At 73.5% G+C, this 14,233-nt stretch carries 12 protein-coding genes; 6 read left to right on the top strand and 6 right to left on the bottom strand.

Annotation, left to right across the window (positions count from 1 at the left end; translation table 11 throughout):
- Nucleotides 1–179 precede the first annotated feature (179 nt).
- The 4 genes from QK440_RS15290 to QK440_RS15275 all read right to left on the bottom strand — a co-directional run bounded on the left by QK440_RS15290 (nucleotide 180) and on the right by QK440_RS15275 (nucleotide 2,647).
- Nucleotides 180–521 (bottom strand): DUF6415 family natural product biosynthesis protein, encoded by a 342-nt coding sequence (locus QK440_RS15290; RefSeq protein ID WP_282793641.1) that lies wholly within the window; start codon nucleotides 519–521, stop codon nucleotides 180–182.
- Nucleotides 518–916, bottom strand: coding sequence for a hypothetical protein (locus tag QK440_RS15285; protein ID WP_282793640.1), 399 nt, complete (start codon nucleotides 914–916; stop codon nucleotides 518–520). Before QK440_RS15285 ends, QK440_RS15290 begins: the two co-directional genes overlap by 4 nt.
- Nucleotides 913–1,197 (bottom strand): hypothetical protein, encoded by a 285-nt coding sequence (locus tag QK440_RS15280; protein WP_282793639.1) that lies wholly within the window; start codon nucleotides 1,195–1,197, stop codon nucleotides 913–915. Before QK440_RS15280 ends, QK440_RS15285 begins: the two co-directional genes overlap by 4 nt.
- Before the next feature lie 271 nt (nucleotides 1,198–1,468).
- Nucleotides 1,469–2,647, bottom strand: coding sequence for a helix-turn-helix transcriptional regulator (locus QK440_RS15275; RefSeq protein WP_282793638.1), 1,179 nt, complete (start codon nucleotides 2,645–2,647; stop codon nucleotides 1,469–1,471).
- Between the two features lie 132 nt (nucleotides 2,648–2,779).
- On the opposite strand from QK440_RS15275, the gene QK440_RS15270 reads away from it, so the two are divergent.
- The 4 genes from QK440_RS15270 to QK440_RS15255 all read left to right on the top strand — a co-directional run bounded on the left by QK440_RS15270 (nucleotide 2,780) and on the right by QK440_RS15255 (nucleotide 7,861).
- Nucleotides 2,780–3,325, top strand: a complete 546-nt coding sequence (locus QK440_RS15270) for a flavoprotein (RefSeq protein ID WP_282793637.1) — start codon at nucleotides 2,780–2,782, stop codon at nucleotides 3,323–3,325.
- Nucleotides 3,326–3,677: 352 nt separating this feature from the next.
- On the top strand, nucleotides 3,678–5,756 hold the full coding sequence (locus tag QK440_RS15265) for a hypothetical protein (protein WP_282793636.1): 2,079 nt from the start codon (nucleotides 3,678–3,680) through the stop codon (nucleotides 5,754–5,756).
- A gap of 4 nt (nucleotides 5,757–5,760) precedes the next feature.
- Complete coding sequence (locus QK440_RS15260; protein ID WP_282793635.1) at nucleotides 5,761–7,380, top strand: ABC transporter substrate-binding protein; 1,620 nt, start codon at nucleotides 5,761–5,763, stop codon at nucleotides 7,378–7,380.
- A gap of 130 nt (nucleotides 7,381–7,510) precedes the next feature.
- Complete coding sequence (locus QK440_RS15255) at nucleotides 7,511–7,861, top strand: hypothetical protein (protein ID WP_282793634.1); 351 nt, start codon at nucleotides 7,511–7,513, stop codon at nucleotides 7,859–7,861.
- A 51-nt stretch (nucleotides 7,862–7,912) separates the two neighbouring features.
- Here the strand turns inward: QK440_RS15255 and QK440_RS15250 are convergent, their stop codons facing one another.
- On the bottom strand, nucleotides 7,913–9,127 hold the full coding sequence (locus tag QK440_RS15250; RefSeq protein WP_282793633.1) for a DegT/DnrJ/EryC1/StrS family aminotransferase: 1,215 nt from the start codon (nucleotides 9,125–9,127) through the stop codon (nucleotides 7,913–7,915).
- Between the two features lie 2 nt (nucleotides 9,128–9,129).
- Complete coding sequence (locus QK440_RS15245; RefSeq protein ID WP_282793632.1) at nucleotides 9,130–10,269, bottom strand: GNAT family N-acetyltransferase; 1,140 nt, start codon at nucleotides 10,267–10,269, stop codon at nucleotides 9,130–9,132.
- A 912-nt stretch (nucleotides 10,270–11,181) separates the two neighbouring features.
- On the opposite strand from QK440_RS15245, the gene QK440_RS15240 reads away from it, so the two are divergent.
- Together QK440_RS15240 and QK440_RS15235 are read left to right on the top strand one after the other, a co-directional pair.
- Nucleotides 11,182–12,192 (top strand): CinY protein, encoded by a 1,011-nt coding sequence (locus QK440_RS15240; protein ID WP_282793631.1) that lies wholly within the window; start codon nucleotides 11,182–11,184, stop codon nucleotides 12,190–12,192.
- 193 nt (nucleotides 12,193–12,385) lie between these two features.
- A complete protein-coding gene (locus QK440_RS15235; RefSeq protein WP_282793630.1) occupies nucleotides 12,386–14,095 on the top strand; it encodes an NAD(P)-dependent oxidoreductase in 1,710 nt (569 codons plus the stop codon).
- Nucleotides 14,096–14,233 lie beyond the last annotated feature (138 nt).

The following is a 14,233-nucleotide window of genomic DNA, read 5'->3' as shown; positions in this document are numbered from 1 at the left end:
GCGCCTGCGACGTTCCGCTCGCGGGCCTCGTCCGCCGACCGGCTCCTCGTGCGGACACGGCCACGCGTGCCACACCACGTGGGCCCCGGCGCCGGACGGCGAGTCCTTGGCGTGGGTGTCGGTCCGCTCGCCGGGCCGGATCGGTTCGTGGCAGCGCCAGCACAGTGGCGCGCCCGCGCTCACGGCCGCACCTCACCCTCGGCCGGGTACTCCCGCAGCTCCCGCAGGCGGCGGGCGAGTTCTGCCAGACGCACGGCCGCGGCCATCGGGCCCACGCGCGGGTCCGGCTCCTCGCCCCGCGCCAGGACATCGCGCGCCGCGTCTATCGCCTTGAGGTGCCGGTACCAGTCCCGGCTGCGGACCGGCGCCGCGGCGGCCGCCCGCTCAGCCCCGGGCAGACGGAGGCGGATCTCGGTGACGAGACGGCGGTGCACCTCGGCGGTCTCCTCCGGAGGGGGCAGCGTCGCGGTGGCGCCGAGGGCGAGCGCCAGGAGTTCGTCGAGCTGCGGCGTGGTCGTCATGAGCGTGTCCCTACTGCGATGGTGTCCACCCCGGCCCAAGCAGCGAGCGCGCGCAGCACGACGGCCAGGCGGCGTTCGCCGAGCGGCAGGACGCGGTCGAGGAGGACCTGGCGGCCGAGTGCGACGGCGAGCACGACCTCCAGGAAGGCGTACTCGGCGTCGTCGAGTTCGAGGTCGGTGAGGCGGAGGGAGAGGTGGGTCCAGTCCGCCCGTACGCCGTCGTCGGTCCGCGCGACCAGGACGCGCCGCACGGCCGGGCGGGCGAGCAGCGCGTGCTCCTGGATGAGCATGGTCACCGCGATCCGGTCGCGGTCCTCGGTGGCCCAGCCGCGCAGGCGCTCCTCGACGGGCTCGGGACCGGGAGCGGGCGGGGTGTGGTCGTGGTGCACGGTCATCGTTGGCCCACCGTCCTGAGTGGGTCGGCCGTGGCCAGCAGCGCGCGCAGGTGCCGGAGGTCGCACAGATTCCCGGGTGTCTGCGGCTCGATGATCCAGCGGGTGAGCATGGTGGGGTGGCCGGGGCGGGGCACGCCGAGGTAGGTGTTCGTGGAGAGCCGCTCCTCTGGGCCGTCCCACTCGGCGCCGCCCGGGGCGATGAGCACGTAGTACGGGCCGAGGCTGCTGCGCAGGTTCCGCAGTACGGGCCCCGCGAGCCAGTCCCCCAGCGCGTCGGCCACCGTCCGCGGCTGGTCGCTGCCCGCCGCGGCGTGCAGCGACCAGCCGGAACGCGCACCGCGTCGAAGCGACGGCCGAGCGGAAAAAGCGCTATGCCGTGCTGCTCCCACTCCGCCCAGGCGTTGGCCGGCCGCGGGTCGGCGTCTGCCAGCCACTGTGATACGGCTCCGAGGGTGGCGTCCACGATGTGCCCCTGTCGTCGCTGATCAGGTGTGATGACCAGCGTGACCATCTACAAGGGCGCCAACTGTCACTCTTCAGTGACACCAGGTGTCACAGACCAAGCCAGGTGGACATGTGCCCCAACGCGTGGGGCGTGCGGCGCTGCTGGTGGATCAGACCCTCGACGGTCGCTCGTGCGCCAGGGTGGTAGCGCGTCTGCTGTGGGGCCACCTCGCGAGCTTTCACCAGCGACTTCAGTGCCGCCTCGCTCCGGCCGATCTCCATCTCCGACCTCGCGCGGTCGATCAACACGTGAGCCCGGCGAGAGGAGGGCCACGCGTCGGGGATGACGATCTTCTTCGCCTTCTCGACGGCCTTGCCGTACCGCCCCATCTCGGTGAGCGCGGAAAGCTCGTGCGCTGCCCAGTTCGTCGGTCCGAAGGAAAGCCAGTGGACGTGGCCCATCTCGCCCACGCGATCAGTGATCTTCTTGGCTTCATCCAGGTGCACCTTCACCGTGTCCGCTTCGCGAGCGCGCGCGGCGATGACGGTGGCGCCCAGGTGCAACTGGCCCGCGACAGCCAGTGATACGGGGCTCTCCTCGCACTGGTCGAGGAGCTGGTGACCGGCGTCCACGAGGCGCAGCCCGATGGTGTGCTCCCCTTCACGGTGGTAGACGAGGCCCCGCATGTACTGGCGGACCGCTGCGAGAACCGGGTCGGAAGCCCGCTGAGCAGCCCATTCCATCCGGTCCAGGGCGATGGTGGACAGGTCGTAGAAGCCGAGCTTCACGGTGACGTCATGCGCGGTGCGGAACACGGATCCGAGGGCCGCCCACAGGGCCGTGGACGGGGTCCGGTACGCGGCCGTCGTCAGCTCGGCGATGAAGCAGGGCAGGGCGCGGGCCACCTTGCTGATCTCTGCTGCCCGCACCTGTTGGCACAGAGCGTCCGCGGCGGCGACGAGCCGGGGCGTCTCCCGCACGGCGACGTCGGGATCCGCGCCGAGGTCGTACAGGTCGAGTGATTCCCGGATCGGTCGGATCAGCTCGGCGAGGCGGTCCTGCTGGAGCTCGGTCATGTACGGCTGGCCGGTCAGCGCGGTCACGTCCACGTGAAGGGCCCGCGCACACGCCGCTGTGAACTCCGGGCTCGCCGCCTTATGCCCGCCCTCGACTTGGTGGACCATGCTGTACGAGTAACCGATCTTCAAGGCCAGTCCGCGCTGCGTCAGCCCAGCACGCTTCCGGTGCTGGGCGATTCGGGCTCCGGAGTGGTCGTCTCTGGGCATACTGGAGCTCCGTTCTTGGCTCACCATTTGGAACGGTACCCGCGCTCATGGGCGCTGGACTGGCAACCGCCCCTGCTCCGGGTGGAACAAGGGCAGTTGCGTGTGATCGATACCGCGAGGTGGGATGGCGGTATGACCTCACGGACCCTGTACCTGTTCGGTTCGGCGGCACCTCCGGTGTTTGACGTGGCCAAGGTGATCGAAGCGGCGCAGGCGGACGGGTGGGACGTCTGCCTCGGCCTGACGCCGACGGCAGCCCGCTGGCTCGACGAGAGCCTGAACGGGCTGGCCGCGCTCACCGGGAACCCGGTGCGCAGCGACTACAAGCTGCCCGGTCAGCCCGACGCCTGGCCCAAGGCTGACGTGATCCTCTTCGCCCCGGCGACGTTCAACAGCATCAACTCCTGCGCACTCGGCCTCACCCAGAACTTCGTCGTGGGCGTCGTCGCCGAGGGCATCGGCAAGAGCATCCCGACGGTGGTGGTGCCGTGTGTGAACGCCGCGTACGCGCGCCACCGTCAGCTGGACCGCAGCATCACGGAGCTGCGCGAGCAGGGCATCACCGTCCTGTACGGCGAGGGCGGCTTCGTCCCCAACCCGCCCGGGTCCGGGAAGCCGACGGCGTATCCCTGGGACGCCGCGCTTGCGACCGTGAGACGTCTGTCCGAAAGCGTGTAACGCTCTTTGGGCCCGGGGCCACCGCCCGGGCCGGGGCCGCCGGCCTCCCCGGACGGGCTCGCACCCGGTTCGAACGCCCATCGCGCCGTTCCCCAACTCGGGCTTGTATTTGCGTTGTTGGCCTGGACTTCACCAGCAGCTCCATTACACTCGCCGCGACGTCGGCTCACCCGTCGCGTGCCACCGCGGTACGAGGGGCGGGCACGCTGGACGGCACCGGGGGGTGAGCCGGAGGGTGGCCAGGCTTGGGTTCGAGGAGTTGGTCGGGGACGACTGCTTCTTTCCGCGGCTGTTGGGGCGCAACGCGCACGGGCGTATGGGTGCGCTCCCGTACGGTCCCGACCTTCCCGTCGTGCTGCTCACCGGCGGCCCCGGCACGGGCAAGCAGCAGCTGCTCGAAGAGGTGCGCGACCGGTTCGGCGGGAAGGCCCCGGTGGCGCTGGTGGACTGTGCCGATCCGCAGTACGAGAGGGAGGCAGGCGAGCGGCCCTCCTGCCGGTCCGCCACGACGGAGACGCTGTACGACATCGCGCAGCGGATGGAGGAGTGGGACGGCCCGGGCGGTGCCGTGCCCACGCCCCGGTTCTTCGCCGGGATGGCCGCGGTCGCGGCGGCACAAGGGCTGCGGCAGCAGGAGCTGGACGAGGAACTGACCCGGTACCGCCGGCTGCTGCACGCCTCGCAGACCGCGGCCGTCCGGGTCCTCCGGAATCTGACGCACGGCTATCTGGTCGCGCTGGCGGCGGTCGTCGCCCCGCCGGCCGCGATGCCGCTGGTGGGCGCGGCGCTGACCGAGTTCCTCGAGACGCTGGCGGCCAAGGGCGATGAGCCGGTGCAGACCACGTACCGGGACTACCCCGGCGCCGCCGGCAACGCCGCCACCGGGCTGCGGCTGCTCGGCAGGAGCTTCCGCAGGAGCGAGGAGGGGCGCCGGTTCGCCGAGGGGTTCCTCTTCCGGGCTCTGCGCGAGGACGTGACAGCGGCCTACTCCGGTGCCGGTGCCCGGCTGAGACGCGTCGGCCGGCCCGCCATCCTGTTGCAGCACTCCAACTGGCCGGTCGGGAGGGAGCTACTGGCCGCCGCCCTCGACGACTGGGCCGAGGGGCACCGGGGCCGCACGGTGCTCGTCGCGAGCGAGCGGATGGCCGAGCCGCTGTTCCTGGCCGGGGAGCAGCGTACCGAGGAGCTCGCGGTGTACCGGCCGGACGAGCAGGCGCCACCCAGGACGTGGGAGCGGCTGCCCGCGCGCGGCCAGCTCGGACAGGCCGTGCTGCTGCTGCGCATGCCGTCGCTCACCTCCGTGCAGATCAAGCAGCAGGTGCTGGAGGAGGTGGGCGCGGTGGACAGCGCGGGACTGCTGCTGCGGGCCCAGGGCGCGGTGCGGCGGCTCTCCGGCCACCGCCCCCGGATGGTGCAGCGGCTCGCGGAGGCGGCCGCGCACCTGCCCGTACTGGACAACGACCGCGACCTGCTGGCCCACCCGGCCCTCCTCGACGGTACCCCCGCGCCGGTACGGGACGTACTGCTGGAGGAGCTGGTGCTGCGGCAGTTGCCGGAGCGGCTGCCCGTGGGGCACGCCGACCGCTGGCTCGACCTGCTCACGCAGCTGTCGGTCGCGCACACCGGCGACTGCGCGCGGACGCTGCTGCGCAGTGCCGAGCTGGAGCAGCTGGCGGGCGGGCTCACCGCGGACCAGGTGCAGCAGTACCTGCTGGAGAGCGGCTGGCCGGCCTGCGAACGGCACTTCATCGGCGACTTCGGCCTGCGGCAGCTGCTGATGTGCCGTCTGTACGGGCCCACTGGCGCTGAGCCCGGTCCCCGCTCCCCCGCCGATACCCGCACCTCCGCCGGAAGCGGTGACCGCACCAGACCCGGTACCGGAACCGGAACCGGTACCGGCACCCGCACCGACTGGCACCGCAACCACAGCCTGCTGCACGCGCACTACCGCGCCCTGCCCGCGGCCACGGACCACGCCTTCGGCACCACCGCCGCGCACGGCCTCAACCACGACCTGGTCGCGGGCGGTGGCCCGGAGCGCGCGATACGGCACCTCGCCGAGGAGTTCCCGGCGTCCGGTGCGCGGGCCGAGGAGTGGTGCGAGGAACTGCTGGCGATCGCCCAGGCCCCGCTGCTGCGGGGCCCGGACGTGCGGCACGCCCGGATGAAAGTGGCGGAGATCGTGGGCACCACGCTGGAGCGGCAGCTGGATCAACTGCTGCACGCCGTGTGGCTGTGCGAGGAGCGCACCCGGCCGGCGGACGTCGCGGCCGCCGAGAAGATGGTGGGTCTGCTCGGCGACCTGGCGCTCGCGTATCCCGAGGCCGCTCCCGTGCTCGCCGAACGCGCCGGGGACTGGGGCAAGCGCGCCGCCGGCAAGCGCCCGTTGCAGCCCTGCGCCTGTACGTCCCACATCGGTCAGGGGAGTTGAGCGGATGTCCCGGTCCTTCGGCAGCCGACTGTACGACGCGACGTGGGAGACGCTGCTGAAGCGGATCATCACGTGCACGGTGGTGGTCGCGCTCGTCATCGCCGCGTACATCATCCGGAACGAGATCACCGAGGACGCGGGCTCCTGCGCCGAGGGCGTGACCGAGTCCGGCGGGGAGTGCATCGGCGTCAACGGGTCCGGCTACGACTGGGGAGTGCCGGAGATCGGTCCGGTGGTCGACCGGATCGCGGAGGAGAACGGCCGGCTCGGCGATACGTACGTCACCGTGGCGATGTTGCTCCCGCTGCAACCGAAGGCGAAGGCCGAGAGGCAGCAGCTCCGCAGCGAGGTGCAGGGCGCCTATTTCGCGCAGTACCGGGCCAACCGCGAGGAGGGCGCCCCGAAGGTGCGGCTGGTGCTGGCCAACCCCGGCAAGGACTACCTGAAGCAGCACGAGGTGGTCCCCGACCTCGTCGACATGTCCCGCTCGCGGCACAGGCTGCGCGCCGTGACCGGCTTCAATCTGTCCCTCGCCACCACGGAGGCGGCCATCCGGAGCCTGACCGAGCACCACGTGCCGGTGCTGGTGGCACGGGCGTCGGCCGGCTCGCTCGCCAACGAGGAGGGCAAGGAGCGCGAGTTCAAAGGGCTGGCCCGCATCCTGCCCACCAACCAGGAGCAGGCCCGCGCGCTCGCGGACACCGGCGGCAAGCGCAAGAACAAGCAGACGGTGGTCGTGCGGGACACCAGGGCCGACCCGTACGTCCACTCCCTCTCCGTGGCCTTCCAGAAGCTGGAGGAGGAGGAGCCGGGGCCGGACGGCCCCGGCACCATGACCTTCAGCTCCGCCGGGATCTCCGTGAAGGGCGACGTCGACAACCAGTTCCGCCCGATGGTCGACACGATCTGCAGCTCCGGCGCGGACACCGTCTACTTCGCCGGGCGCTCCACGCATCTGCGGCTGTTCCTCAAGCGCTTGGCGCAGGACGACTGCGCGGGCACGAGGTTCACGGTGGTCTCCGGCTCGGACGCGGCATCACTGAAGAACAAGATGTCCGGCGACGACTGGGCGCAGCTCCTGGACGACTCCGGCGCCCCGAAGATGACCGTGCAGTACGCGGCGCCCGCCCACCCCGACGCCTGGGACACCGAGGTGCGGGCGTGGCAGGACCAGGAGCGGAAGCGGAACGGGCGGCGGCCGGACGCGGCGCGGGCACCCCGCTCCCTGCGCGACCCGCTGAACGAGCTGGCCCGGCTGCGCCAGACCGCCGCCAAGGCGGGTGGGACCGGCCCCCTGGACCTGGCGGACTCCCGCACCATGATGGTGCACGACGGCGTACGGACCGCCGTCGAGGCCATTCGCGGCGCCAAGCTGCCCGGCGAGGCGGCCCCCACCCCCGAGCAGGTGGGCAACCGCTGGGCCACCATGCAGGCCAGCAACCGCGTCGACGGCACCAGCGGCCGCATCTGCCTCACCCCGGCGGGCAACGCGTACAACAAGCCCCTGGCGGTGGTGGAGCTGCGCCCGGGTGAGAAGACGGCCCCCAGCAGGCTGGGGTACGTCGGCCTGGCGTGGCCGCAAGGGCGGAAGCAGGCGGAGGACTGCGTGGTCCGCGGGTCCTGAGCCGGGGGGCGCCCTGAGCGGGCGAACTCCCTGAGCGGTGAGCGCGGGTGCCTGGGATGCGGCACCGGGCGTCGCTCTCGTCGTCGATGGCGGTGGAGCGGGTGAGAACAGGGCTCGATAGGTTCGTTGCATGGCTTCTGCACTTGTTGTGGGGTACGACCCTCAAGCGATCCCTGGCGTCGATGGTGAAGCGCTGCGTGCGGCGCTCGACGCCGAGTTGGGGCGGTTCGACGAGCACGGTATCGATGCCGCCATGACGCTGCTCGTGTTCGACGGGTCCGTCGAGTCCACACTCGTGGCGTCCTTGACCGAGCGCCCGTGGGACGTCGTGGTCGTCGGTGCGGGGATCCGCAAGACCGAGCAGTTGCTTCCGCTCTTCGAGCAGATCGTGAACCTGGTCCGGCGCCACGCCCCCCAGGCAGCCATCGCGTTCAACTCCGGTGGCGGTGACAGCGTCGAGGCGGCGCGGCGATGGCTCTGACAGTCGGTCGCGCCGACGTGCCCTGAGCGGAACCGACGCTCTGTTGCCGTCTCACCTACGCGCCGGGCCCGGCTCCTTCGCGTCCGGCACCGCGCCGACGTCCACCGCCCTCGCCCCCTCCCGCCCCAGCGCCCGCCCCGCCTCCCGGGCCAGCAGTGGGTCCACCGGCAGGACGTGCGTGGCGAACCAGCGGGCCGCTGTCGGGTCGGGGGACGGGTCGACGAAGTCGGGGCCGGCGTAGTCGTCCAGGGGTGGGTCGTAGAGGTAGCCGCAGACCAGGCCGTGGGTGATGAGGCGGTCGACCAGGGTGTCGCGGTTCTCGACCAGGAGCGGGACGCGGAACAGGGGCGGCGGCGTGTCCCCGGTGGCCTGGAGCTCCGGGGACGCCCAGGCGGTGCGGGACAGGAGGGAGACACCGACGCGGCGGCGCGTGAGGTCGGCGTCGAGGCCCGCCATGCGTGCCGCCAACTGGCCGCGGACCAGAGCCCCGTGCCGCGCCCGGTAGCCGTGCAGGTCGACCCGGACCCACGGGTCGTACGCCGGCAGGCTCGGCGCCTCGCGGGCGCTCTCGGCCAGGCGCGGCGCGTGCAGCGGCATCCGGTAGCCGTCCCGCTCCAGCAGCCCGAGGCGCTGGAGCGTGCGCCACACCGGCCGCACGAGGTGCAGCCCGCGCACGGCCGAGCGCGCCAGCGGGCGCAGCGTCGTCGCCACGTCCTCGCGCAGCCGTCCCGGCACCAGGAGGTCGTCGCGCAGCAGCTCCAGCTCGCGGCGGGCGCGCGCGTCCTCGACGGCGAGGAAGCCGCCCGCCATCCCCGCCACGTGCTTGGACAGGCTGTACGCCGCCGCCTTCCCGAAGGTGCCGATCGGCTGCCCGGCCACGTGCGTACCGATGGCGTGCGCGGCGTCCTCGAAGAGCGGGATGCCCAACTGCGCGCAGTGATCGCGCAGTTCGGGCATGCGGTCCGGCATCCCGTACAGGTTCGTGGTCAGGACCGCGTCGACCGAGCGCCAGGTCGGCTCGGGGACGGCCGCGGGGTCGATGTTGCCGGTCCAGGGTGACACGGGCGCCTGGACCGGGCGCAGGCCCGCCGCGAGGACCACGAAGAGGATCACGTCGTCGTTCACCGGCGACATCAGCACCCGCGCGCCCGGCCTGCACCAGCGCCGCAGCGCCAGGTAGAGGGCGAGGCGCGCCGAGGGTGTGTAGACGCATTCGCGTCCGAGCCGCCGGGTCATCGTCGCGGCCAGCCGTGCGCCGTACGTCATCGTCACCTCTTCGTTCGCGGGGAGCCGGGCTTCTGCGGCCGTACGGCCCGTGTGGTGGCGCGGGTGCGCAGGGCCCCGGCCGTCTTCAGGAGGCGGTCGGCGGGTTCCCGCAGCCGGGGGTGGGCGAGGACGGTGTTCCGCAGCCCCCGCACCGGCCTGCGCCACAGGCGGTGGGCCGTCGCCACCGGGTGCGGCCGGGTCGCGAAGCCCTCGCCGACGCGCAGCTCGCGGGTCTTGAGCCAGTCCTTGTACTCCTTGTCACCGCGCCCCAGGTCCAGGAGCCGTACGCCGTCCCGGCCCGCCGCCTCGGCCATCCGCAGGTGCATGAGCAGGCCGGGCGAGTAGTAGCGCAGCTCGGGGTCGTACGCCGTGAACCAGGCCGCGAACACCGTGCGCGAGCGCGGCCCGAAGTGCGCGGCCACCGGCCGGTCCCCCGCGTACACCACGGACAGCAGGCCGGTGAAGTACTCCTCGCGGGTGTCGAAGAAGTCCCGTACGAGGTCGACGATCCACCCGCGCGCGAACCGGTCCATGCGGCCCGTCCTGCGGTACTGCGCGGACTTCCACCGCATCAGCAGGCGCAGCGCCTCCGGGTCGCGCTCGTCGTAGACGAACCGCATCTCCCCCAGGTCGCGCGCGAGGCGGCGTTCCTTCTTCAGCGTCGTCTTGGCCAGACCGGGGTACGTGGCCCGCAGCCAGTCCGGGTACGCGCCGCGGTCCTCGTCGTCCTTGAGGTCGATCACCGGGGAGTCGAACATGCCCGTGACGTACCGGGAGAACGGCTTCTGCTCCTCGACGAGGTGGTCGAACTCGAAGGTGTTCAGGCGGCAGGCGCGCAGGAGCTCCTGGGTGTCCCAGGTCAGCCCGGGGCGGTGCACGAGCCCCTGGCAGTCGGACAGCCCGAGGCCGATGGCCCGGCCGACACCGAGGGCGGTGCGCTCGTACGGGAAGAACCCGACGGGTTCGCGGTGCTCGAAGAGGACGGCGACCCGGGCCCCGGAGCCGTGGTGCCTGCCGACGCCGGCCGCGAACTCCGGGGCGAGGAACGGGTTGGCGTAGTCGGGTGACTCGTCCATCGTGCGGTGCCAGGCCCGGCGGAGCGTGGTGGTCAGCTCCTGGGGCCGGTGGATTTCGATGTCCACGTCAGCTCGCCCGCCCTTCGGCACCGGCCCCGAAGGGCACGCCCGCCGCGGGGCGGTCCCGTAAGCCGTGTGGAGGGCTTTCGTTGGTGGAAAGCACCCTGCCGCTGCGCGGGCTGCCGGATCGGGTGCGGGTGGAACGTGTGCCGGTGGGCCCTGTGCCGGTGAATCCTGTGCCGGTGGAACGCGTGCTCATGGATCGCATGGGCGATCGCTCCTCTTCCCCCCGACGCGCGGTGCGCGTCACATGCTCTCGAGGTGCTGGGCGTCCTGTCACGTCCAGGGCCGGTTTCACCCTGTCTCTCCTCAGGGCTTGCGCCCCGTCTCTCCAAGGCCTCGCCGGTCAGGGCGGGCCGTCTGCGCGCTCGGACGCCGGGACCCGGGAATTCCGGGCCGCCCGGCGCGGCTCAAACCTGGCGAAGCACCACGCAGCCTGTCAAGGGAGTCTGTCGTAACACTTAGGTTGAATCGCCACCTATTTGATTGACGGTTCACGCAGGCTGCGGGGGCGTTTGCGAGCGCGTGCGCACCACGTGCGGCAGGGGCCGCGCCGCGGTCCGCGTCGGCCACCGGGGCTGTGATGTCCGCAGCGGCGCGCTGGGGGGCCGAGCGGGGCGCGGCCGCCTTTCAGGCGCTACTGGGTGACGGTGAACTGTACGGATGCGAAGGCCGGAACACCTCCTGGGCAGGTCGTCGAGGGCGCTTTCGGTGGTGATCAGCCTGGGTGGCCTTCGTCTCGTCGAGCGGACCCCCTGATGGGGTGTCAGGAGTGGCCGTGGTCCGTGGCCGGGCGCGCAGTTCCCCGCGCCCCTTCGGGGTGCTCCCCCACGGCCCTCCCCCGAATATCGCCCGCATATAGACCCCCGTCGGACGCTGTCCCACTCAGCACACCCACCCCCCTAGTGAAGCGACAGCATGGTGAACACGAAGTCCCGTATCCGACGTGCCGCTCTTCCGCTCGGCGCCTGTGTCGTCATGGCGCCGGCGCTCCTGACGGCGCAGGCGCAGCCCGCCAACGCCTTCGGCACGGTCAACAAGTTCGGCCAGCACGGTGAGCACGAGCGCATCACCCGGGCCGCCCTCGCCTGTGCCCCGGGCGCCGCCTCGGACGGCGGCTGTTTCGAGCCGCGCTCCCTGGACCAGGTCGCGGGCCACGAGGGCACGTTCGGCGCGGTCGGGTCGCCGGACTCCGACGAGACCTTCACGACCGCAGCCCACTGCGACGACGCCGACTTCCTCGACAAGCCCGGCTACCCGCGCACCCGGGAGCAGGCCACCACCAAGCTGCGGGAGTGCGTCACGCACCTGCAGAAGCGGTTCGACGAGGGCGTGTCCGCGGCCGGGCGGACCCTCGACTCCACGGGGTCGGTGTCGGCGGACGGCGCCGACCTGGGCAAGGACTGCACGTTCTTCCTCGGCGTGTCCGGGCGCGCCAAGTGCAACGCCGTCGAGGGGTTCGGCCGCGCCCTGCACGGCGTGCAGGACTTCTACTCGCACAGCAACTGGGCGGACAAGCACGACACCGCCCGCCCCCTCGCCAAGGACAACCCGCCCGGCCTCGGCCAGTCGCGGCCCGCGCCGTTCCTCGACCTGACGGCGACCGGCCTGGCCGACGCCTCGGTGCCCAAGGACCTCACCACCGGCTGCTACACCGTCCTCTTCGGCTGCTCGCAGCGCATCGAGCACAGCGACGTGAACAAGGACAACGGCCTGATCGACCCGGTGACCGGCGCCGCGACCGAGCCGGGCACGGCGCGCGGCAAGGTGGGCGACAACTTCCGCCGCGCGGTCGACGGCGCGATCGCCGACACCCGCCGCCAGTGGTCCGACTTCCGCAAGGAGCTCAAGCGGACGTACGGCGAGACCAAGGGCGAGCGCATCGCGTGCGTCATGACCCGCGACAACCCGGTGCGCGACTGCGCCTGACCGCGCCGGGCGCCGCACCACCGCACCGCCGCGCCGCACCACCGCGCCGCTGTGGCGCGGCGGTGCGTGCGGGCCGGACACGTATAGGCCGGATATGGCGGCCGCTTCGAGACTTGCGCCGCCCCCGGCGTCCGGCCACGGACCGGACACCGGGGGCGGCCCGCAGCCGCTGTCTACTCGTACGGAGCGTGCGATGCCCCAGAACAGCCTCTTGGCCGGACCGGCCCCCAGCGCCCCGGTCGCCCCGGTCGCAACCACCGTGGCATCCGCTGCGACCGCCCCGGCCGCGGAGCCGGCGCCCGCCCCCGTCGTCGTCCTCGCGGGCGATCTGCCCGAGGACACCGCGGCGCTGTTCGGCCCCGGCCCCGCCGTGGTCCGCCACGCGGGCGCCGGCCCGGACGGGCTGCGCGCCGCGCTGGCCGGTGCGGACGCGGTGCTCCTCGGCGACGGCCCCGCCCTGGACGCGGCGGCCCTCGCGGCCGCGCCGCGCCTGAAGGTCGTCGCCCGGGCGGGCGCCGGGCTCGGCGCCGTGGACGTGGCCGCGGCGACCCGGCGGGGCGTGCAGGTCACGGCCGCCCCGGACGCCGAGAGCCTGAGCACCGCGGAACTGGTCGTCGGCATGCTCGTCGCCGTGGCCCGCAACATCCCGCAGGCCCACGCCTCACTGACCGGCGGGGCCTGGCAGCGCGGCCGGTTCGGCGGCGCGGAGCTGGCGGGCAGGACGGTGGGGCTCATCGGGCTCGGCCGGGTCGGCTCCCTCGTCGCCGAGCGGCTGACCGCCTTCGCCATGCGTCCGGTGGCCTACGACCCCTACGCGGCGCCGGAGGCTGCGGCCGCGCTCGGTGTCCGGCTCGCCCCGCTCGACGAGGTCCTCGCCGCCGCCGACTTCCTCACCGTGCAGGCGCCCCTGACCGAGGAGACCCGCGGCCTGCTCGGCTTCGAGGCGCTGCGCCGCGTCCGGCACGGCGTACGCCTGGTCACGGTCGCCGACGAGGGCGTCGTCGACGCCCACGAACTGCGGGTGGCCCTCAAGGAGCGGCGCGTCGCCGCCGCGGCCCTCGACCTCGACCCGGCCGGCGCGTACGCCGGTCTCGTGGGCCTGGAGAACGTCGTCGCCACGCCCCGGCTCGCCGCCCGCAGCGCGGAGGCCGCCCGGCGCGGCGCGGTGAGCGCGGCGGAGTCGGTGCGGCTCGCCCTCGGCGGCGCGTACGGGCCGCACGTGGTGAACATGCACGGCCACGCCGTCAGCGACGCCGTGCGCCCGTGGCTCGGGCTCGCCGAGCGGCTCGGCGAGGCACTGACCGCCCTCGCGGGCTCGCTCCCGTCGCACTTGGAGGTCACGCTGCTCGGCGCCCTCGCCGAGCAGGACGCCGACGTGCTCGAACTGGCCGCGCTCAAGGGCGTGTTGAGCGGGCCGTCCGGCCATCCGGTCAGCCTGGTCAACGCCCCGCTGCGCGCCCGCGAGCGCGGCCTGACCGTCCGCCTCGGCCGCGCCGCCGACGCGGGCAGCCACCACAGCGCCGTCGCGCTGCGGGCGATCGGCGCGGACGGCGCCACCGTCCGGCTCGCGGGCACCCTGTCCGGGATCCGCAGGCACCGCAGGCTCACCGAGGTCCTCGGGTACGACCTGGAGCTGCCCCTGGACGGCGACCTCGCCTTCTTCGAGTACCCCGACCGGCCCGGCGCCGTCGGGGAGATCGGCACGCGGCTCGCCGCCGCCGGCGTCGGCATCGAGTCGATGCGGGTGGCCCGCGCCGGGGAGCCGGCGCACGCCCTCGCCGCCCTCGCCACGGACGCCCCCGTGCCGCCCCACGCCCTCACCGAGGCCGCGCGCCGCGTCGGCGCGCGGCACAGCCGCACGGTTCCCGCGGACCGGCCCCGGTCCGCGCCGCGCCGCTGGTGACCCGGGCGGCCCCGGCCGCCCGCCCCGGGCGGTCCCGGGCGCCGGGGCCCGCCGGGGCGGCGGGCCCGGCCCCCCCGCCGGCGGGGGACCCCCCCCCCCCGGCGGGGCGGGGGGCCGCCCGCCCCCCCCGCCGGGCGC

The organism is Streptomyces sp. CC224B, from assembly GCF_030010595.1.
Taxonomy (GTDB): Bacteria; Actinomycetota; Actinomycetes; order Streptomycetales; family Streptomycetaceae; genus Streptomyces; species Streptomyces longispororuber.
The sequence above is the reverse complement of the archived record's forward strand: the minus strand, read 5'-3'. Positions and strand labels throughout refer to the sequence as shown.

What these genes read in the sequence shown, in the direction of transcription:
- QK440_RS15290 (WP_282793641.1), bottom strand. Translation starts at nt 521, where the DNA reads ATGACGACCACGCCGCAGCTCGACGAACTCCTGGCGCTCGCCCTCGGC.
- QK440_RS15285 (WP_282793640.1), bottom strand. Translation starts at nt 916, where the DNA reads ATGACCGTGCACCACGACCACACCCCGCCCGCTCCCGGTCCCGAGCCC.
- QK440_RS15275 (WP_282793638.1), bottom strand. Translation starts at nt 2,647, where the DNA reads ATGCCCAGAGACGACCACTCCGGAGCCCGAATCGCCCAGCACCGGAAG.
- QK440_RS15270 (WP_282793637.1), top strand. Translation starts at nt 2,780, where the DNA reads ATGACCTCACGGACCCTGTACCTGTTCGGTTCGGCGGCACCTCCGGTG.
- QK440_RS15260 (WP_282793635.1), top strand. Translation starts at nt 5,761, where the DNA reads ATGTCCCGGTCCTTCGGCAGCCGACTGTACGACGCGACGTGGGAGACG.
- QK440_RS15255 (WP_282793634.1), top strand. Translation starts at nt 7,511, where the DNA reads ATGGCTTCTGCACTTGTTGTGGGGTACGACCCTCAAGCGATCCCTGGC.
- QK440_RS15250 (WP_282793633.1), bottom strand. Translation starts at nt 9,127, where the DNA reads ATGACGTACGGCGCACGGCTGGCCGCGACGATGACCCGGCGGCTCGGA.
- QK440_RS15240 (WP_282793631.1), top strand. Translation starts at nt 11,182, where the DNA reads ATGGTGAACACGAAGTCCCGTATCCGACGTGCCGCTCTTCCGCTCGGC.
- QK440_RS15235 (WP_282793630.1), top strand. Translation starts at nt 12,386, where the DNA reads ATGCCCCAGAACAGCCTCTTGGCCGGACCGGCCCCCAGCGCCCCGGTC.